We start from the raw sequence: 19,019 nt of genomic DNA on the forward strand, positions 1-19,019 counted from the left end.
GAACCCCCCCCGTTCACCTCGCCCACCAGTATCCGGCACCGTCGTGTCACCTGCGCGGGGCAGTCTCGGACGGTCGTTGCTGCGGGAGTTGCGGGGGCACCCACGGTGCAGTGGTTTAGCGCGGAGAACGTCGTGGCCGTCGGCACCGCGCTGCTCGGCATCGTCGCGTCCGGCGTCATGGTCTGGTACGAACGCCGGGTGCCGCGCCGCTGGGGGCACCTCCCACGCCCTTGAGGCAGTGGGGGAGGATCGGCTACCGGGTGCAGATGGACAACCCGATCGGCGACGACGTACGGCTGGGGCGGACCAACGTACGGCTCGGCCTGTTCGACGAGGCGCCCGGCATGACCGACGCCACCCTGGTGCTGCTGCGCATCGAGAACGATGGGTCCCAGGGCATCGACCGGGACGACTACACCAGCCCCGAAGTCCACGGCCTGACCGCGGTGTTCACCGACCGCACCATCCGCGGCGTCTCGGTCACCCAGCCGTCCGACACCGATCACCTGATGGACCACTTCACCGCCGCCCGCGGCTTCGGCTACGACGGCAACAGCCTGCGCATCCCGCGGGTCCCGCTCAACCGCGGCGAGCACTACAAGCTGCTCGTGCTGCTGTCCGGCGGCGACGTGGGCAGGCCGATACGGCTCAGGGGCGGCATCCGCGAGGGCGAGGTGCACCCCAACCGCGGTGCCACGCCCGACGACAAGCCGCCCCTGTTCAGCCGGGCCGCCCGCCTGATCACCCTCATGCTCACCCTCAGTGTCCTCACGCTGGCGGTCATCGTCGTGGCCCGCGACGACGACCCGCCCCCGATCGACTGCGAGCGGGGCCGGCTGACGGTCGCCGGATCGACGGCCTTCAAGCCGGTGGTGGAGCAACTGGCCGCGCAGTACGAGAGGAAGTGCCCGGGCTCCTCGATCACCGTCGACGCACGGGGCAGCTCGGCCGTGGTGAACGAACTCGACTCGCTGGGCGCGAAGTCCGGGAACGGTGCCCGCGATCTGATCGCCTTCTCCGACGGCCCGGCCGTCGGCGTCTCGAGCCGGCTGGCCGGCACGCGCGTCGCGCTGTCGGTCTTCACCCTGGTCGTCAACGACGGCATCCGCCTGCCGGCGGACGGGCTCTCGCTCGGCGGCGTACGCCGGATCTACCGCGGCGAGGTGACACGGTGGAAGCAGCTCGGCGGCTCCCTCCCCGACGTGCCGATCGTCCTGGTCAGCCGCAACGCCGACTCCGGGACCCGGCAGATCTTCCAGAACCGGGTGCTCGGGACCTGGGAGCGGGTGCCCAGCACCTCGCTGGACTGCGTCCACAAGGACGACGTGTCGGCGCCCGTCATGCGCTGCGAACTCGGCTCCACGCAGGACGTGCTCGCGAAGGTGGCCGGGCTGCCGGGCGCCGTCGGCTACTCCGAGTTCACGCTCGCCAAGGGCCACTCCGGTCTGCGCACCGTCCCGCTCGACGGCGCGTCCCCCTCCGTGCAGGACATCGAGTTCGGCCGCAGCGAGTACCCCCACCGCGGGGTCGAGTACGCCTACACCTACGGCCGCGCGCCCACGGGCTCCCTGGCCTCCTCCTTCCTGGCCTTCGCCGGCAACGGCGAGAGCGAGAGCATCATCCGGGCCGGCGGCCGGCTGCCGTGCTCGGCGACGGTGGCGTCGGGGCTGTGCGCGGGGGACTGACGGCGTGCGGCCGCCGCCCGCGCCTCCCTTGTGCCGGGGTGGCGTGTCCATGACGATGGAGCGTCGGCATCGGCAGCCAGGGAGGGCACATGCGTCCCACCAGGAGAACGGTCCTGACCGCGACGGCGGCGGCGGGTGCGGCCGCGCTGGGACCCGCGGGCCCCGCCGAGGCGGCCGGGCAGGGCGGCCGTCCACCGGCCACGGCACAGCACCCCTCACGTGAACTGCGGTCCCTGCTGCGGGAGGTGGACCCCGCCCGCGTCGAGGCGACCGTGCGCAGGCTCGTCTCCTTCGGCACCCGGCACACTCTCTCCGTCCAGGACGACCCCGAGCGGGGGATCGGCGCGGCCCGCGACTGGCTCCTCGCCGAGCTGCGAACCTACGCGGCCGCCTCGGGCGGCCGGATGACGGCCGAACTCCAGTCGTACGTACAGGAGCCGGCCTCCCGCATCCCCGTCCCCACGAAGATCACCAACGTGCTCGCCACCCTCCGCGGCTCGTTCACGCCGGAGCGCGTGTACGTCGTCTCCGGGCACTACGACTCCCGGGTCACCGACGTCATGAACGCCACCTCCGACGCGCCGGGCGCGGATGACGACGCCTCCGGGGTGGCCGTCGTGCTGGAGCTGGCCAGGGTGATGGCGAAACGCCGCCCGGCCTCCACGATCGTGTTCGCGGCGGTGGCGGGCGAGGAGCAGGGACTGTACGGATCGACCTATCTGGCCCAGCAGTTGAAGGCCGCCGGGACGGACGTCCAGGGCATGTTCACCAACGACATCGTCGGCAGCTCCACCGCCGACGACGGCACGAAGGACCCGTACACGATCCGCCTGTTCGCGGAGGGCGTGCCCACCTCGGAGACCCCCGAACAGGCCGCGATCCGCCGGTCGGTGGGCGGGGAGAACGACTCGGCGACACGCCAACTGGCCCGTTTCGTACGGGACGTGGCCGACAACGACGCCACCGGCATGCACGTCCGTGTGATCTACCGCCGTGACCGCTACCTGCGCGGCGGTGACCACATCCCCTTCCTCGAACGCGCCTACCCGGCCGCCCGCTTCACCGAGCCGGCCGAGGACTTCGCCCACCAGCACCAGGACGTCCGCGTCGAGGGCGGCAAGCAGTACGGCGACCTGCCGGAGTTCTGCGACTTCGGCTTCGTCGCGCGGGTGGCGAGGGTGAACGCCGCCGCCCTGTGGACCCTGGCGCAGGCGCCGGGCACCCCGAAGGGCGTGAAGATCCTGACCTCGGCCCTGACCAACTCCACGCAGCTGGTGTGGACCCGGGGCGCCGAGCCGGACCTCGCGGGCTACGAGGTCGTGTGGCGCGAGACGACCGCGCCCGAGTGGACCCATGTGGTCCCGGCGGGCGACGTCACGGCCTTCGAGGCGGACCTGTCCAAGGACAACGTGTTCTTCGGCGTGCGGGCCGTGAACACGCGGGGCCTGCGCAGCCCGGTCGCCTTCCCGGCCCCGCAGTCGTAGCCACCGCCGGGCCCGCAGCGGTGCAAGCCGCCGGGGCCGGGCGTCACCTCGGCTCGGGCGGGCGCTGGCGCGGCATGTTCGGGCGGGCGGCCGTCCCCGGCGGCAGCGGGAAGCGGCCGGGTACGCCCCCCAGCTCCTGGCGGCCGGCCCCGCTGCCCGCGGACTGGATCCCCATCGGCGCCGAGCCGTTGCGGAACTCCACCATCCAGTCGGCCGTCTCCGTGCGGACCAGCTCGGTCACGTCCTCGGAGAAGCGCCGCAGGATGCCCAGGCACCGCTCGGCGGCCTCGCTCGCCGTCCCCTCCGCCGGACCCAGCACCTCGCGCACACTCTCCGAGGCCCAGTCGAACTGCAGCACCTGGAGCCGGCGCTGCACGGCCTGCGCGGTCGCCACGTCCCTTATCCAGCCCGAGGTCACGCCGAAGTAGCGGTCGACGGCCACACAGGCCACCGCCAGCAGCAGCGCCAGATAGCCCCACGTGGGCGGCCCGGCGGCCACCCCGGTCAGGTCCAGCAGCGGCAGCGCGGCCCCGGTCACGGCGCCCGCCGCGGCCCCCGCGCGCAGCACCCGGGCACCCCGCCGCTTCCACGCCCGATCCGCGAGATACCAGGCGGCCGTCTCCAGCGCCCCGTGCTCCACCCACCGGTACAGCTCGTGCAGCCGCTCGGCCGGCTCGCCCCAGTCGCCGAGCGGGAACGCGCGCCCGGTCAGATCGCCCGGCCGGAGCCCGGCGGCACCCTCGCCCCGCCCGTCCTGAGGCGGACCCTCGGGCTGCATCTCCGGCTGACCCACCCGCACTCCTTCTGATCACGACCGATCACGTAGCGTGACACCTGATGCTGATGTGCCCGACCCTTCCTACCGCCCAATGGGTGGCGAAGCCCATGGATTCACCTCTTTTCCGCCCGGAAGTGGGTCTTGATCAGGTATAGGACTCGGCAGGGGCTCACTCGAAAGAGTGCCGGGGCGATGGCTGCCCGGACCACGTAGGCTCGTGCCAGGCGGGAAAACCTCGCCGACGAAGCCGTACGAAACCAGGAGCTGATCGTGATTCCCGGTGGTGGCCAGCCCAATATGCAGCAGCTGCTCCAGCAGGCCCAGAAGATGCAGCAGGACCTGCAGCGGGCGCAGGAGGAGCTGGCACAGACGGAGGTCGACGGACAGGCGGGCGGCGGTCTGGTGCGGGCCACCGTCACGGGCTCCGGCGAGCTGCGCGCGCTGAAGATCGACCCCAAGGCGGTCGACCCCGAGGACACCGACACTCTCGCGGACCTCATCGTCGCGGCGGTCCAGGCGGCCAACGAGAACGCCCAGACCCTCCAGCAGCAGAAGCTCGGCCCGCTGGCGCAGGGCCTGGGCGGCGGCAGCGGTATCCCGGGCCTGCCTTTCTAAGACGGGTCCCGGCCAACTACCGTACGTACTGAAGGAACCCAGGAAGGGCGGCAGGCCGTTGTACGAAGGCGTGGTCCAGGACCTCATCGACGAACTGGGGCGGCTGCCCGGCGTCGGTCCCAAGAGCGCCCAGCGGATCGCCTTCCACATCCTGCAGGCGGAACCGACGGACGTACGACGGCTCGCGCAGGCCCTGATGGAGGTCAAGGCGAAGGTCAGGTTCTGCGCGACCTGCGGCAACGTCGCACAGGAGGAGCTGTGCAACATCTGCCGTGACACGCGTCGCGACCCCGCCGTCATCTGCGTGGTGGAGGAGCCCAAGGACGTGGTCGCCATCGAGCGCACCCGCGAGTTCCGGGGCCGCTACCACGTCCTGGGCGGAGCGATCAGCCCGATCGAGGGTGTCGGACCGGACGACCTGCGTATACGAGAACTTCTCGCGCGGTTGGCGGACGGTACGGTCACGGAACTGATCCTGGCCACGGACCCGAATCTGGAGGGCGAGGCCACCGCGACCTACCTCGCCCGCATGATCAAGCCCATGGGCCTCAAGGTCACCCGCCTGGCCAGCGGCCTCCCGGTGGGTGGTGACCTGGAATACGCGGACGAGGTGACCCTCGGCCGCGCCTTCGAGGGGAGACGACTCCTAGATGTCTGACGCCAAGCTGCACGCCACGTCCCCGGACCCGGACGACTTCGCGGTTCAGATCGCGGACCAGGTGGAGAGCTTTCTCGTAGCCGTGAGAGAGGTGGCCAAGGGCGACGAGCCGGACTCGGCCGTCCCCTTCCTGCTGCTGGAGGTCTCCCAGCTGCTGCTGGCCGGCGGCCGCCTCGGCGCGCACGAGGACATCGTCCCCGACGAGCGCTACGAGCCCGACACGGGCCCGGACGCCGACGTGGACGAGCTCCGCGAGAACCTCGCCAGGCTGCTGGATCCGATCGACGTCTACTCCGAGGTCTTCGACCCCTACGAGCCGCGCAAGGCCCCGGTGCCGGCGCGCATCTCCGACGACCTCACCGACGTCATCACCGACCTGCGCCACGGCATGGCGCACTACCGGGCGGGCCGCACCACGGAGGCCCTGTGGTGGTGGCAGTTCTCCTACTTCTCCAACTGGGGCTCGACGGCCTCGGCGACCCTGCGCGCCCTGCAGTCGGTGGTCGCCCACGTCCGCCTCAACCAGCCCCTGGCGGAACTCGACGGCCTGGACACCGACCAGGGCATGGGCGACGAGACCCTCGAGTTCGAGGCCGGCAAGGTGATGCAGGAGGAGATCGCGGGGCCGCTGGGGATGCAGACGGGGAAGTGACTCCGGCGCCCCGTCCGAGAGGTGGGGACGGCCCCGGTCACAGTCCCCACACCCCCTTGCCGAGCGCGGTGACGCCGCCTGTCAGGGCCAGGGTCAGCACCAGCAGGCGGGCCCGCTTCTCGGGGATGCGCTCGGCGAGCGCCCGGCCGATCACCGCGCCCACCGCCATCGCGGCGGCGACCCAGCCCCAGCGGGCGCCGGTCAGCTGCGGCAGTCCGTTCGCGGCCAGCGAGAAGGCGTTGACGACGACGCCGTAGAACTGCGCGTTGGGGACGAACTCCCGTACCGTCCAGCCCGCGTTGACGGCGTAGAGCGAGATCGGCGGGCCGCCCACGCCCGCCGCCGAGTTCATGAAGCCGCCCACCGCGCCCGCCGCGACCGCCCCCTTGGTGCCGCGCAGCGCGGGCACCCGGGCGCCGCGCAGGACGAGCAGCACGGCGACCGTCACCAGCCCGCCCATCACCAACAGCAGTACAGGCTGGGGGAGTTGGCGGGTCAGCCAGGCGCCCGCCGGCACCGTGCACGCGGCCGCGAGGCACAGCGGCACCATCGCGCCGGGACGCACCCGCCGCCAGCCACCGGCCAGCCCGACGACGCAGATGACCCCCGACACGCAGTTGGCGAGCACGACCGCCCCGACCGGGCCGAGCAGCAGCATCAGCGCGGGCACCGCGACCAGGGCGAAGCCCATGCCGGTCAGCCACTGGACGCAGGAGCCGAGCAGCACGACACCCGCCAGCAGTACGTCCGTCATGGCGCGACTCTAGGGCCTGTCTTTCGGGGTCAGATGCGCGTGCCAGGGCCAGCGACGCCGAGCTGATCGACAGACAGGCCCTAGGTCGGCCCACGGGCACCGGGAGCCCCATAGGGTGACCTGGCCCACTTTGCGGACTGTTCACCGGCAACGGGGGCAGGGACCGTGCTGGAGCGCCGGATCTCACCATGTGGTTCCGGCAGGGTCGATTTCGGGCGCTCGATAGACTGAGCCGACCGCAGTACATATGCGTATCTGCGGAAAAGAGACGGAACGAGGAGCGCACGTGGGCCTTGTCGTGCAGAAGTACGGAGGCTCCTCCGTAGCCGATGCCGAGGGCATCAAGCGCGTCGCCAAGCGGATCGTGGAAGCGAAGAAGAACGGCCACCAGGTGGTCGTGGTCGTTTCCGCGATGGGCGACACTACGGACGAGCTGATCGATCTCGCCGAGCAGGTATCCCCGATGCCGGCCGGCCGTGAGTTCGACATGCTGCTGACCGCCGGAGAGCGCATCTCCATGGCCCTGCTGGCCATGGCGATCAAGAACCTGGGTCACGAGGCCCAGTCGTTCACCGGCAGCCAGGCAGGCGTCATCACCGACTCGGTCCACAACAAAGCCCGGATCATCGACGTCACGCCGGGCCGGATCCGCGAGTCGCTCGACAAGGGCAACATCGCGATCGTCGCCGGCTTCCAGGGCGTCAGCCAGGACAAGAAGGACATCACGACCCTCGGCCGCGGTGGCTCGGACACCACCGCCGTCGCGCTGGCCGCCGCCCTCGACGCCGAGGTGTGCGAGATCTACACCGACGTGGACGGCGTGTTCACCGCCGACCCGCGCGTGGTGAAGAAGGCGCAGAAGATCGACTGGATCGCCTTCGAGGACATGCTGGAGCTCGCCGCGTCCGGCTCCAAGGTGCTGCTCCACCGCTGTGTGGAGTACGCCCGCCGCTACAACATCCCGATCCACGTGCGCTCGTCCTTCTCGGGACTGCAGGGCACCTGGGTCAGCAGCACACCGATCAAGCAAGGGGACCAGAAGGTGGAGCAGGCCATCATCTCCGGTGTCGCTCACGACACCTCCGAGGCCAAGGTGACGGTCGTCGGCGTCCCGGACAAGCCGGGCGAGGCCGCCTCGATCTTCCGCGCCATCGCGGACGCGGAGATCAACATCGACATGGTCGTGCAGAACGTGTCCGCCGCCTCCACCGGGCTGACGGACATCTCCTTCACCCTCCCCAAGACCGAGGGCCGCAAGGCCATCGACGCCCTGGAGCGGGCGAAGACGGCCATCGGCTTCGACTCGCTGCGCTACGACGACCAGATCGGCAAGATCTCGCTCGTCGGCGCCGGCATGAAGACCAACCCGGGTGTCACCGCGTCCTTCTTCGAGGCGCTCAGCGACGCCGGCGTGAACATCGAGCTGATCTCGACCTCCGAGATCCGCATCTCGGTGGTCACCCGCGCCGACGACGTGCCCGACGCCGTGCGCGCCGTGCACAGCGCCTTCGGGCTCGACTCCGACAGTGACGAGGCCGTCGTCTACGGGGGCACAGGACGCTGATGGCGGGGCACGGGTCCGTGCGACCGACGCTCGCGGTCGTGGGTGCGACCGGAGCGGTCGGCACGGTCATGCTCCAGATCCTGTCCCAGCACGCGGACATCTGGGGCGAGATCCGTCTGATCGCCTCGCCGCGCTCGGCCGGCCGCAAGCTGACCGTGCGCGGCGAGGAGGTCGAGGTCGTGGCGCTGACGGAGGAGGCCCTCGACGGGGTCGACGTCGCCATGTTCGACGTGCCCGACGAGGTCTCCGCGCACTGGGCGCCGATCGCCGCGGCCAAGGGCGCGGTCGTGGTGGACAACTCCGGCGCCTTCCGGATGGACCCGGAGGTGCCGCTCGTGGTGCCCGAGGTCAATCCGCACAAGGCGCGCCTCAGGCCCCGCGGGATCATCGCCAACCCCAACTGCACGACCCTCTCCATGATCGTGGCGATGGGCGCGCTGCACGCCGAGTTCGGGCTGCGCGAGCTGGTGGTCTCCTCGTACCAGGCGGTGAGCGGGGCGGGCCGCGCCGGGGTCGACACCCTGCGCCGGCAGCTGTCGCTGGTGGCCGGCACGGAGCTCGGGACCAACCCCGGTGACGTGCGGCGGGCCGTGGGCGACAGCACCGGGCCCTTCCCCGAGCCGGTCGCGCTGAACGTCGTGCCGTGGGCCGGGTCGCTGCGTGAGGACGGCTGGTCCTCGGAGGAGATGAAGGTGCGGGACGAGTCCCGCAAGATCCTCGGCCTGCCCGAGCTGCCCGTGGCGGTCACCTGCGTCCGGGTGCCGGTGGTCACCACGCACTCCCTCACCGTCCATGCCCGCTTCCAGGGCGAGGTCACCGTCGACGGCGCACGCGAGATCCTCGCGACGGCGCCCGGTGTCGTCCTCTACGACGACCCGGCCGCGGGCGAGTTCCCCACCCCCGCCGACGTGGTGGGCACCGACCCCACCTGGGTGGGCCGGGTGCGGCGCGCGCTCGACGACCCGACGGCGCTCGAACTCTTCGTCTGCGGCGACAACCTGCGTAAGGGCGCCGCCCTCAACACCGCGCAGATCGCGGAACTGGTGGCCGCCGAGTTCGTGTGACACTCCGGGCGGTGGGCGCGCTCCCATGGTGTGACGTATCACGTGCAACACACATCGAAGCAAGGGGTTGCCGCCGGAAAAGCGCTGGCCGTGGCCGGTTTGCTTTGTAGGATTTGTGGGCTGCACGGACCCGGGGTAATGGTCCGGACCACTTGCCTCGGAGCCGGGTGGCATCCGAAGATTTTCCTCCCCGCCCTCCGCAACCGCGCGGAGGGCGGGGAGCGTCTTTGCGAACGCCCTTCAGGGGTGCGGGCAGGCGCGGCGAGACGTGGGGACGTCTCGAACATTCAGGACATAGGGGAAGAGCGGGTAGGCATGAGGGCGTTTGACGCACGGTCGGTGATGCTGCCCGATGCAAGACAGCCGGTGGCGCGATGCGACGCAGAAGTGACGCTCGGCACGTACAACCCTGACGGGGGTGAACGTGTCCAACTGTCGTGGCTGAGGTACTCGACTTCTCTGCGGCGACGCGCGGCACGGCCCTGCGGCCGCCCCGTCCGTCCCTACGACCCCGCATGCCCGGTACGCCCGGCGGCATGCCGGTGATCGCGCCCATGCCCGCAGCGCGGCCCACCCGCATCCCGAATCAGCGCGAAGGCGCCGAGGACGTCGCGGCGGCCGGAACCACCGTCGACCACCTCACCGAGACCTACCGCGCGCACTACCGCTCGCTGCTGGGACTCGCCGCCCTCCTGCTCGACGACACCGCCTCCTGCGAGGACGTCGTCCAGGAGGCCTTCATCCGCGTGCACTCGGCACGCAAACGCGTCCGCGACCCCGAGAAGACCTTGGCGTACCTGCGTCAGACGGTCGTCAATCTCTCCCGCTCGGCCTTGCGCCGCCGCATCCTGGGCCTGAAGCTGCTCTCGAAGCCGATGCCCGACATGGCGAGCGCCGAGGAGGGTGCCTACGACCAGCTGGAGCGCGACTCCCTGATCAAGGCCATGAAGGGACTGCAGCGCCGCCAGCGCGAGGTCCTGGTGCTGCGCTACTTCGCGGACATGACCGAGGCCCAGGTCGCCGAGTCGCTCGGGATATCGCTGGGTTCGGTGAAGGCGTACGGCTCCCGCGGCATCGCGGCCCTCCGGATCGCGATGGAGGCGCCGGCATGAACAAGGACGCCGAGGGGCCCGACTCCCATGACCGACACGAACCTTTCGCGTGGCATGAGCCGACACGCACGCACGAGCAAGAACACTCGCAACCGCACGCTGGGAACGGAACTGTGAACCACGTCCGCGACGACCGCAGCCCCGAGGACGGGTTCGACTCGGACGAGCAGGCCCTGCGCAGGATGTTGCAGCAGGCGGTGGAGACGGTCGAGCCCCGTGACGGCACGCTGGACCATCTGCGGCGGGCCGTGCCCGCACGGCGCGCCCGCAAGCGGCAGGCCGCCGTGGGCATGGCGGCGGCCGCCCTGTTCATCGGCACGGCCGTCCCGGCCCTGCTGCACGTCTCGGGAGCCACGGGCTCCGACGTCAACCCGTCCGTCGCCGGCCAGGCCTCACAGGCGCAGGGCGGCGCGAGCCAGGGAAAAGCCGCCGGCAGTGAGGGCACTGCCGGGGGCGGTTCCGGCACCGCGCAGGACAAGGGCAAGGGCGGTACGAAGGGCGACGGCAAGGGCAAGGGCAGCACACCCGGCACGGGCAGCGGCGCGGGCACCGGCCCGGCGGCCACCAGCGCGGCGGGTGTCCCGGTGTGCACCGCCGAGCAGCTCGGCTCGGCCACCCAGTCCGTCGACGCCCCCGACTCCGCGGGCACGGTCTACGGCACCTTCCGCGTCGTCAACACCTCCACCGCCGCGTGCAGCGTGGGCGGGGCCGGAAGCGTCACCGTGCTCGCGCAGGGCGCCGCGGACGCCACCAAGGTCGGCGCGCAGCGGCACGTGGCCGGGGACCCGGCGGCCGGCCTGCCCGATCCCTCCACCGAGGTCACCGGGCTGCTGCTGCAGCCGGGCGCGGCCTACGAGGAGAAGTTCGCCTTCGTGCCCTCGGCGGCCTGCCCCAGCACGGGCGGCAACGGCGGCACCACCGACGGCGGTCCGACCGCCACGCCGACGCCGACCGGCGACGCCGGCAGCACCACCGGCTCGACGTCCACCGGCACCGACAGCGGCGTCACCACGCAGCTGATGCGGGAGGACGGCACCGCGGACGGCAGCGTGGTCGTGTCCCACACGACCGAGGCGGGCTCGCCCACGGTGTCGGCACCGGTGTCCAACGCGTGCGCCGGGACGGTCTACTTCACCGGGGTGCTGGCCGGGGCGTGAGGCGGCAGGCGTGACCGTCTGACCCCGGCGGGGGCTCGCGCCCCCACCGGGGTCAGACGGTCACGCTCTTCTCCTCCTCCGCCACCAGGCCCATCTCCGCGTCCCGCGCGAACTCGACCTCGCGGCGCAGCAGCCGGAACCACATGAAGACCACGAACCCGGCGAAGACGAACCACTCGCCGGTGTAGCCGAGGTTCTGGAACGCCTTCAGGTCGAGGCCGGAGCCCGTGGGCGCCTTGGCCGGCACGGCCTTCATCCCGCTGTCGGCCTTGTCGAGCGTGATCCATGCGTCGTACACGTCGTACGGCACGAGGTTGACCAGCGACGCCGAGCTGATCGCCCCGGTCTGCCCGGCCGGCAGACCGCCCTGGGCGCTCACCCCGTCGTCCCCGGGCGTCTCGGACGCCTGCAGCGCGCCGGTGACGGTGACCTCACCGGTGGGCGCGGCGGGCGCCTTCGCGGTGTCGGCGGAACCCGGCAGCCAGCCCCGCACCACGGGCAGTGCCTTGCCGCCGTCGGTGCGCAGCAGCGTCAGGACGTAGAAACCCTGCTTGCCGTCGAGGTCGCGGTCGGGGACCAGCAGCTGCTTGCCGTACCGACCGGTCGCGGTGGCCTGCCGGCCGGACGTCGCCTTGTTGACGGGCAGCAGCTCGGTCAGCGGGCCGGCCGCCTCGTGCCGGTCCGTCCTGACCTGCTCGGCCGCGTCGCGGTGGTCCTGCACCCGGCCCTCGAAGCGGCTCAGCTGCCAGGACCCCATGAAGATGCAGAAGGGGATGGCGAGCAGCACGAAGACGTTGATTCCCCACCAGCGGGACGTCAGCAGAAACCGGTACACGCCTTCAAAGGTACGGCGCGGCCGGACGCGGGCCCGCCGCGGGGTCAGTACCGCTCGGTGAGGTGGTCCCGGCCGGCCGGGGGCTCGTACGGCTCCGGCCAGAAGTCGGTTATGGACGTGATCCGGTCGGTGCCGGTGAAGAACGAGATGCCGTACATCTCCTCCAGGCCGACGGTGAAGTGGATCCAGCTCACCACCTGGCCCGGCTCCGCGACGATGCGCTCGATCCTCAGGCGCCAGTCGCCCGGATACTCGCGGTTGAACTCCACGTACCGCTGCCGGCCGGTGATCCGCTCGCGCGTCTGCGGCAGGGTGTAGACGACGTCCTCGGCCAGGGTGTCCGCGAAGGCGCTCCAGTCCCGGGCCGCGGCGGTGGCCCAGAACCTCTCGACTGTCTTGCGCAGATCGGTCATGTCGAGAAGTCTGCACCCCGCCACTGACAATCGGATCTGACCTGGGCAAACACCCTGATCGGGGATGGTTCGCGGGCGCGGCCGCACGGGGGCGGGTAAGGGCCGGGTAGAAGTTGTCCACAGGCTGAGGATCCCGCCCGCACAGGTTCACAGGGAGCAGGCAGTATGGGGTCATGACTGAGAGCAACGGGTCCGCCGCGCCGGAGCGGAAAGAGGACATGCCGGACTGGGAGAAGCGCTTCCGGGCGCCGCGGGTGTCGCTGCCCGACTGGGCGGAGGACGCACCGGACCGCTCCCTGTTCGTGTCGAACGCGACGGGGACGTACGAGCTGTATGCCTGGGACCGGTCGACGGGCGAGCGCCGCCAGGTGACCGACCGGCCGAACGGCACGACGGACGGCGTGCTCACCCCCGACGGCACGTGGATCTGGTGGTTCGACGACAAGGACGGCGACGAGTTCGGCGTCTGGCGCCGGCAGCCGTTCACGGGCGGGGAGAACGAGCTCGCGACGCAGGGCCTGGAGGCCTCCTACCCGGCGGGCCTGGCCCTCGCCCGGGACGGCCGTACGGCGGTCGTCGGCCGCTCCACCGACGAGGACGGCACGACGATCCATCTCTCGCGCACGGGCGAGGACCCGGTGGAGATCTACCGCCACCGCGAGTCGGCGGGCGTCGGCGACCTCTCCCACGACGGCGCACTGATCGCCATCGAGCACACCGAGCACGGCGACGCGATGCACTCCGCCCTGCGCGTCGTGCGGCTCGACGGCACGGCGGTCGCCGAGCTGGACGACACCGAGGGCGGCAAGGAGGAGCTGGGCCTGGAGGTCCTGGGCTTCGCACCCGTCGACGGCGACACCCGTCTGCTCGTCGGCCACCAGCGCCGTGGCCGCTGGGAGCCGATGGTGTGGGACACGGCCACCGGCGAGGAGACCGACCTGGCCCTGGAGCTGCCCGGCGACGTGAGCGCCGAGTGGTATCCGGACGGCAGCGGCCTGCTCATCGTGCACAGCTTCGAGGCCCGCAGCGAGATGTTCCGCCTCGACCTGGCCGGCGGGACGCTGGAGAAGATCCCCACCCCGCCCGGCTCGGTCTCCGGCGCGACGGCCCGCCCGGACGGCAGCGTGGAGTACCTGTGGTCCTCGGCCGCCGAACCGTCGGCGGTCCGCTCGACGACGGGCGGGGTCGTCCTGGACCCGCCGGGCATGAAGTCGCCTGGCTCGGTGCCCGTGGAGGACGTCTGGGTGGAGGGCCCCGGCGGCCGCATCCACGCCCTGGTGCAGAAGCCGGCGGGCGCCACCGGCCCGCTGCCCACCGTCTTCGACATCCACGGCGGCCCGACCTGGCACGACAGCGACGCCTTCGCCGCGGGCCCGGCGGCCTGGGTCGACCACGGGTACGCGGTGGTCCGCGTCAACTACCGCGGCTCCACGGGCTACGGCCGCGCCTGGACCGACGCCCTCAAGCACCGCGTCGGCCTCATCGAGCTGGAGGACATCGCGGCGGTCCGCGAGTGGGCGGTGACGTCGGGCCTCGCCGACCCCGACCGCCTGATCCTGACCGGCGGTTCCTGGGGCGGCTACCTCACCCTTCTCGGCATCGGCGCCCAGCCGGACGCCTGGACCCTGGGCATCGCCGCGGTCCCGGTCGCCGACTACGTCACGGCGTACCACGACGAGATGGAAGCCCTGAAGGCCATGGACCGCACCCTGCTGGGCGGCACCCCGGAGGAGGTGCCCGACCGCTTCGAGGCCTCCTCCCCGCTGACCTATGTCGACGAGGTCACGGCCCCGGTCTACATCTCGGCGGGCGTCAACGACCCCCGCTGCCCCATCCGCCAGATCGAGAACTACGTCAAGCGCCTGGAGGCCCGCGGCGCGACCCACGAGGTCTACCGCTACGACGCCGGCCACGGCTCACTGGTCGTGGACGAGCGGATCAAGCAGGTCCGGCTTGAACTGGACTTCGCGGAGCGGCACTTGGGGTGACATCCCGGCGCCGGGCGGGCGGAGCTCTCAGCCCGCCCGGCGTTTGAGGACGAGGCCCGTTCAGGGCCGAAGCGGGGGTCTGGGGGCGGCAGCCCCGGCAAACGCCCGCTGCAGCGCCGCAGCGCTCACGAGCCGGCCTGCTCACGAGCCGGCCTGCTCACGAGCCGGCCCGCTCCCGAGACCTCCGCCCCAGCAACTCCGCCAGCCCCGTCCGGGTCGCCGCCAGCACAACTCGGTCCGAGCCGCGCAGCACATACGTGTCGGGCAGATCCCACACCAGCCCCGATCCCGGCAGCTCCTCGTACGCCTCCTCCGCGGCCGGCTCCTCCCGCCGGCCGCCGGAGGCCCCGGTGTCGAGGGCGAGCACCCGCCACGCCCCCGGCCGGAACGCCTCCGCGACGGTCTTCCCCTCCAGCTGCGCATGGCCGCCCACGTCCACGGCGGCGAAGAGCAGCACCCGCCGCTCCACCGGGATCGCGCCCAGGATCTGGCGGCCCATCATCGCCCCGGCGAAGGCGGGCGCCGCCAGGTGGGACACGCTGCGGCTGCGGGTGGACGCCCGCGGATGGGCGGCGCGCAGGGTCCGGTACACGGCGGTGGCGAAGTCGTCGTCGTACAGCCGCAGGACGACCCGCAGGTCCGGGCGGACCGACCGGGCGTAGAGCGCGGCCTCGAGGTTCGTGGTGTCGGCGCTGGTCACGGCGAGCAGCGCGTGCGCCCGGTGGATCTTGGCCGCCTCCAGGACGCCCTCCTGGGTGACGTCGCCGAGCACCACCGGTACCCGCAGCCGTCGCGCGGTCGCCAGGCCCCGCGCCTCGGGGTCGGACTCGACGCACACGACGGGGATGCGCAGTTCGCGCAGCCGGGTCAGCACGCGCGTACCGATCTTGCCGAGGCCGAGGAGCACCACGTGCCCGCCCAGCCCGCGCGGGGGCTTGCGCAGCGCGGACGTGGTGCGGAAGGTGCCCAGCGCCTCCAGCACCGCGGCCAGCAGGACCGGCAGCAGCAGCAACCCCGTGAGTCCGGACAGGAGTTGCAGGATCTGCCGTCCGACGGACGCGCCGATCGCGGGGTCGTCGATGGCGAACAGGTCGAGCAGCGTCAGATAGAAGGCGCTGAGCGGATGCATCCCCGTCACCACCCACAGGGCCACCGCGAGCGCGAGCACGCACCCCACCAGGCCCGCCAGCGACCAGCGCAGCCGGCGCGAGAACAGCGACGCGAACGCCACGGCCCCACGGGCGGGCGGCAGCTCAGGCCCGGCGTAGGAGACCTGCTCGAGGACGACGGTGCCGCGGCCGGTCGCCGCCCGTACCGCCGCCCCGTCGGGCAGCAGCTCCGGGCCCTGCTCCGCGCCGCCCTCGGTGCTGTCCGAGGACAGCACCGCCAGCGTGGCCAGTCCCGGCTGGGCCAGCTGCCCGGCCATCGGCGACCGTTCCACCGCCCGCAGCAGCAGGCCGTCGGTCTGGACGACCTTGCTGGTGCCGGCGACGGCGGTGGCGACGAGCGCCGGTGCGGCCGTGTCGGCGTCGGACAGCACGGTCGTGGAGGCGTCGGAGCCGGCGCCGTCGCCGTTGCCCGTGGCCAACGCGGCGGCCTGGTCGAGGAGTTCCTCGATGTGCTGGCCGAGCCGCCGGTTGTAGAGCCGCAGGACCAGCCGCAGCCTGGGGTTGAGCCGGCGTGCGGTGAGGGCGGCGCGGATGTTGGTCTCGTCGTCGTCGTACACGAGCGCCAGCGCGGCGGCCCGCTCCACGCCCGCCGCGCCGAGCGCCTCCTCGGTCGGCTCGGCGGCCGCCATGACCTGGGCGGTTCCCACGGGCTCGGAGGCCGCGGCGCCCGCGCGGTTGACGGTCGCGTTCACCACCCGGTCGAGCAGCGCCGCCGTGGTCGCCCGGGCCCGCCCGACCACCTGCGTGCGCACACCGCGCTCGGAGGGCGGTACGACGAGGGTGACCTGCTCGCCGTAGACACCCCGCAGTTCGGCGGCGAGTCTGTGCGCCAGTCCGTCGTCGCCGCACACGACCATGTGCGCGGACCCGTCATCGCCCGGCTGCCCTTGATTCGGAACGCTCGCCACGAGGGAAAAGACTGCCCCAAAGAGACGGGTGGTTCCAGAAACGACTGAACAGGGGCCGCTTTCCGGGCGTACCGAAGGGGAGGGAATCCAGCGCCCTTTCGTACCACCGGAGGTACCTCGCACGTGGCCCTCACCAGAGCAGTCCCGCCGTCGGCGGACCGTCACTCGGCGGTGGCCGGCGGCCCGGACACACGATCACCCGACACCGAACCCACCCACACCGCCGACACCGCCCACACGGATGCTGTGGACACGAAGTCGACCGAGTCGAAGTCCGCCGACACCAAGTCCCTCGTCCTGATCGTGCTGCTCCTGGTGCTGGTGGTGCTCCAGGGACCCATCCGCGGCGCGCTCTCCGCGCCCGTCATGCAGAGCTGGATGACGGTCTTCGTGGCCGTGCTCGTCCAGGCGCTGCCCTTCCTCGTCCTCGGCGTGCTGCTCTCCGCCGCCATCGCCGTGTTCGTGCCGGCGTCGTTCTTCGCCCGCGCGCTGCCGAAGCGGCCCGCGCTCGCGGTGCCGGTCGCCGGGATGGCGGGTGCGGTGCTGCCGGGCTGCGAGTGCGCGTCCGTGCCGGTCGCCGGGGCGCTGGTCCGGCGGGGCGTCACCCCGGCCGCGGCGCTGGCCTTTCTCCTCTCCGCCCCGGCGATCAACCCGATCGTGCTGACGGCGACCGCGGTCGCCTTCCCCCGCAACCCGGAGATGGTTCTCGCCCGCTTCGTCGGCAGCCTGCTGGTGGCCTGTGTGATGGGCTGGCTGTGGCAGCGCCTGGGCCGTACCGACTGGCTGCGCCCGCCGGAGCGCCCGCACCACGAGGGCCAGGGCAAGGGCGCCGCGTTCTGGGACTCGGTCCGGCACGACGTGATGCACGCGGGCGGCTTCCTGGTCATCGGCGCGATGGCCGCGGCGACCCTGAAGGCGGTCGCCCCGGCGAGCTGGCTGCGCACGGCGGCGGACAACCCGCTGGTCGCGATCCTGGCGCTGGCCGTCCTCGCCGTCCTGCTGTCGATCTGCTCGGAGGCGGACGCGTTCGTGGCGGCGTCGCTCACCCAGTTCTCGCTCACGGCCAAGCTGGTGTTCCTGGTCGTCGGCCCGATGATCGACCTGAAGCTGTTCGCGATGCAGGCGGGCACGTTCGGCCGGGGCTTCGCGCTGCGGTTCGCGCCCGCCACCTTCGCCCTCGCGATCGTGGGCGCGGTCCTGACCGGGGCGGTGCTCCTGTGAACCGCCAGGCACAGGCGGCGGTCCTGTTCCTGCTCGGCGCGGCCCTGCTGCACGCGGGCTTCACCAACCTCTACCTGCGCTACGTGAAGGCGGGACTGCAGCCGCTGCTGCTCCTGTCCGGCGCGGTGCTGATCGCGGCGGCGCTCGCGACCGTCTGGTACGAGTGGCGGGGCCGCGCCAGGCCCGCCCACGCGGACGGGCACGACGGCGGTCACGGCAACGAGCAGGGGCACGACGACGGCCACGTCACCCACGAGGGACACGGCGATCACGGTCACGGCCACGTCCACCGTGAACCCCGCGTCGCCTGGCTCCTCGCCCTCCCCCTCCTCGCCCTCATCCTGGTCGCCCCGCCGGCCCTCGGCTCGTACAGCGCGATGCGCACCGGTACGGCGCTGCAGCAGCCGTACGGCTACAACCGCCTGCCGGCTTCGAACCCGCTGCCGCTGACCGTCGTCGACTACGCGACCCGCGCGGTCTACGACCACGGCCGCTCCATCGGCGGCCGCGAGGTCGAGGTCACCGGATTCGTCGCCCTGGACCAGGCCGGCCACCCCTACCTGGTGCGTATGGCCCTCAACTGCTGTGCCGCCGACGCCCAGCCGGTGAAGATCGCCCTGACCGGCACGATCCCCCCGGTGCTCCAGCCGGACAAGTGGCTCCAGGTGACGGGGACTTACACCGCCCGGCAGACCAAGGACCCCGTGAACGGCCGCCCGATCCCCTATCTCCGGGTCACGGCGTCGAAGCCGGTCCCGACGCCGAAGGACCCGTACGACGAGTCCTGGAACAACTGACGCCCCACCCCGCCTCGTCGGCCGCGGCGACCGCGCGTTCCTCGGCGTCGTCGGCGGCGGCGTTCAGAGAGGCGTCCCGTCCCGCCGCGGACCCGCCGGCCGCCGCTGCGGTCGCCTGCGGGGCGGTGAGGGCCGCCCGCAGGGCCCGCCGGCCGGCCTCGCCGC

Annotated in this window: 16 protein-coding genes and 1 pseudogene; 12 read left to right on the top strand and 5 right to left on the bottom strand. The window is 72.2% G+C overall.

Going from position 1 to position 19,019, the window contains the following annotated elements:
* The first annotated feature begins 105 nt into the window (after window positions 1-105).
* A pseudogene (locus tag ACFU97_RS16580) lies at window positions 106-1,685 on the top strand (PstS family phosphate ABC transporter substrate-binding protein).
* Window positions 1,686-1,774: 89 nt separating this feature from the next.
* Window positions 1,775-3,169, top strand: a complete 1,395-nt coding sequence (locus ACFU97_RS16585) for a M20/M25/M40 family metallo-hydrolase (RefSeq protein WP_384256493.1) — start codon at window positions 1,775-1,777, stop codon at window positions 3,167-3,169.
* 43 nt (window positions 3,170-3,212) lie between these two features.
* Here the strand turns inward: ACFU97_RS16585 and ACFU97_RS16590 are convergent, their stop codons facing one another.
* Complete coding sequence (locus ACFU97_RS16590) at window positions 3,213-3,962, bottom strand: SLATT domain-containing protein (RefSeq protein ID WP_384256496.1); 750 nt, start codon at window positions 3,960-3,962, stop codon at window positions 3,213-3,215.
* 255 nt (window positions 3,963-4,217) lie between these two features.
* Between ACFU97_RS16590 and ACFU97_RS16595 the strand changes: the two genes are divergently transcribed.
* The 3 genes from ACFU97_RS16595 to ACFU97_RS16605 are packed head-to-tail and all read left to right on the top strand — an operon-like array spanning window position 4,218 to window position 5,872.
* The gene (locus ACFU97_RS16595) at window positions 4,218-4,562 is read left to right on the top strand and encodes a YbaB/EbfC family nucleoid-associated protein (RefSeq protein WP_384256498.1); all 345 of its coding nucleotides are present in this window, start codon (window positions 4,218-4,220) and stop codon (window positions 4,560-4,562) included.
* A gap of 58 nt (window positions 4,563-4,620) precedes the next feature.
* Complete coding sequence (gene recR / locus ACFU97_RS16600; protein WP_030053254.1) at window positions 4,621-5,220, top strand: recombination mediator RecR; 600 nt, start codon at window positions 4,621-4,623, stop codon at window positions 5,218-5,220.
* Window positions 5,213-5,872 carry a DUF5063 domain-containing protein gene (locus ACFU97_RS16605; protein WP_384256502.1) on the top strand — a complete coding sequence of 220 codons (660 nt, stop codon included), beginning with the start codon at window positions 5,213-5,215 and terminating at the stop codon, window positions 5,870-5,872. The genes recR and ACFU97_RS16605 overlap by 8 nt, the downstream gene beginning before the upstream one ends.
* A 37-nt stretch (window positions 5,873-5,909) precedes the next feature.
* Here the strand turns inward: ACFU97_RS16605 and ACFU97_RS16610 are convergent, their stop codons facing one another.
* Window positions 5,910-6,626: a TSUP family transporter gene (locus tag ACFU97_RS16610; RefSeq protein WP_384256504.1), complete on the bottom strand. Its 717-nt coding sequence runs from the start codon at window positions 6,624-6,626 to the stop codon at window positions 5,910-5,912.
* Between the two features lie 286 nt (window positions 6,627-6,912).
* On the opposite strand from ACFU97_RS16610, the gene ACFU97_RS16615 reads away from it, so the two are divergent.
* The 4 genes from ACFU97_RS16615 to ACFU97_RS16630 all read left to right on the top strand — a co-directional run bounded on the left by ACFU97_RS16615 (window position 6,913) and on the right by ACFU97_RS16630 (window position 11,523).
* Window positions 6,913-8,190 carry an aspartate kinase gene (locus ACFU97_RS16615; protein WP_384256506.1) on the top strand — a complete coding sequence of 426 codons (1,278 nt, stop codon included), beginning with the start codon at window positions 6,913-6,915 and terminating at the stop codon, window positions 8,188-8,190.
* Window positions 8,190-9,254: an aspartate-semialdehyde dehydrogenase gene (locus tag ACFU97_RS16620; protein ID WP_384256509.1), complete on the top strand. Its 1,065-nt coding sequence runs from the start codon at window positions 8,190-8,192 to the stop codon at window positions 9,252-9,254. Before ACFU97_RS16615 ends, ACFU97_RS16620 begins: the two co-directional genes overlap by 1 nt.
* 536 nt (window positions 9,255-9,790) lie before the next feature.
* Complete coding sequence (locus ACFU97_RS16625) at window positions 9,791-10,366, top strand: SigE family RNA polymerase sigma factor (RefSeq protein WP_384256550.1); 576 nt, start codon at window positions 9,791-9,793, stop codon at window positions 10,364-10,366.
* Between the two features lie 113 nt (window positions 10,367-10,479).
* Window positions 10,480-11,523 carry a hypothetical protein gene (locus ACFU97_RS16630; protein ID WP_384256511.1) on the top strand — a complete coding sequence of 348 codons (1,044 nt, stop codon included), beginning with the start codon at window positions 10,480-10,482 and terminating at the stop codon, window positions 11,521-11,523.
* A 52-nt stretch (window positions 11,524-11,575) separates the two neighbouring features.
* Here ACFU97_RS16630 and ACFU97_RS16635 read toward each other — a convergent pair whose 3' ends face one another.
* A complete protein-coding gene (locus ACFU97_RS16635; RefSeq protein WP_384256514.1) occupies window positions 11,576-12,358 on the bottom strand; it encodes an SURF1 family protein in 783 nt (260 codons plus the stop codon).
* A gap of 44 nt (window positions 12,359-12,402) precedes the next feature.
* On the bottom strand, window positions 12,403-12,771 hold the full coding sequence (locus ACFU97_RS16640; RefSeq protein ID WP_384256516.1) for a nuclear transport factor 2 family protein: 369 nt from the start codon (window positions 12,769-12,771) through the stop codon (window positions 12,403-12,405).
* A gap of 173 nt (window positions 12,772-12,944) precedes the next feature.
* Between ACFU97_RS16640 and ACFU97_RS16645 the strand changes: the two genes are divergently transcribed.
* Window positions 12,945-14,759, top strand: a complete 1,815-nt coding sequence (locus ACFU97_RS16645) for a prolyl oligopeptidase family serine peptidase (RefSeq protein ID WP_384256518.1) — start codon at window positions 12,945-12,947, stop codon at window positions 14,757-14,759.
* A 157-nt stretch (window positions 14,760-14,916) separates the two neighbouring features.
* Here ACFU97_RS16645 and ACFU97_RS16650 read toward each other — a convergent pair whose 3' ends face one another.
* Window positions 14,917-16,785, bottom strand: coding sequence for an NAD-binding protein (locus tag ACFU97_RS16650; protein WP_384256552.1), 1,869 nt, complete (start codon window positions 16,783-16,785; stop codon window positions 14,917-14,919).
* A gap of 297 nt (window positions 16,786-17,082) precedes the next feature.
* Between ACFU97_RS16650 and ACFU97_RS16655 the strand changes: the two genes are divergently transcribed.
* Both ACFU97_RS16655 and ACFU97_RS16660 read left to right on the top strand, forming a co-directional pair.
* Window positions 17,083-18,057, top strand: coding sequence for a permease (locus ACFU97_RS16655; RefSeq protein WP_384256554.1), 975 nt, complete (start codon window positions 17,083-17,085; stop codon window positions 18,055-18,057).
* Window positions 18,054-18,854: a TIGR03943 family putative permease subunit gene (locus tag ACFU97_RS16660; RefSeq protein WP_384256521.1), complete on the top strand. Its 801-nt coding sequence runs from the start codon at window positions 18,054-18,056 to the stop codon at window positions 18,852-18,854. The genes ACFU97_RS16655 and ACFU97_RS16660 overlap by 4 nt, the downstream gene beginning before the upstream one ends.
* The last annotated feature ends 165 nt before the right edge of the window (window positions 18,855-19,019 follow it).

The sequence above is a fragment of the Streptomyces sp. NPDC057616 genome, assembly GCF_042800575.1.
Taxonomy (GTDB): Bacteria; Actinomycetota; Actinomycetes; order Streptomycetales; family Streptomycetaceae; genus Streptomyces.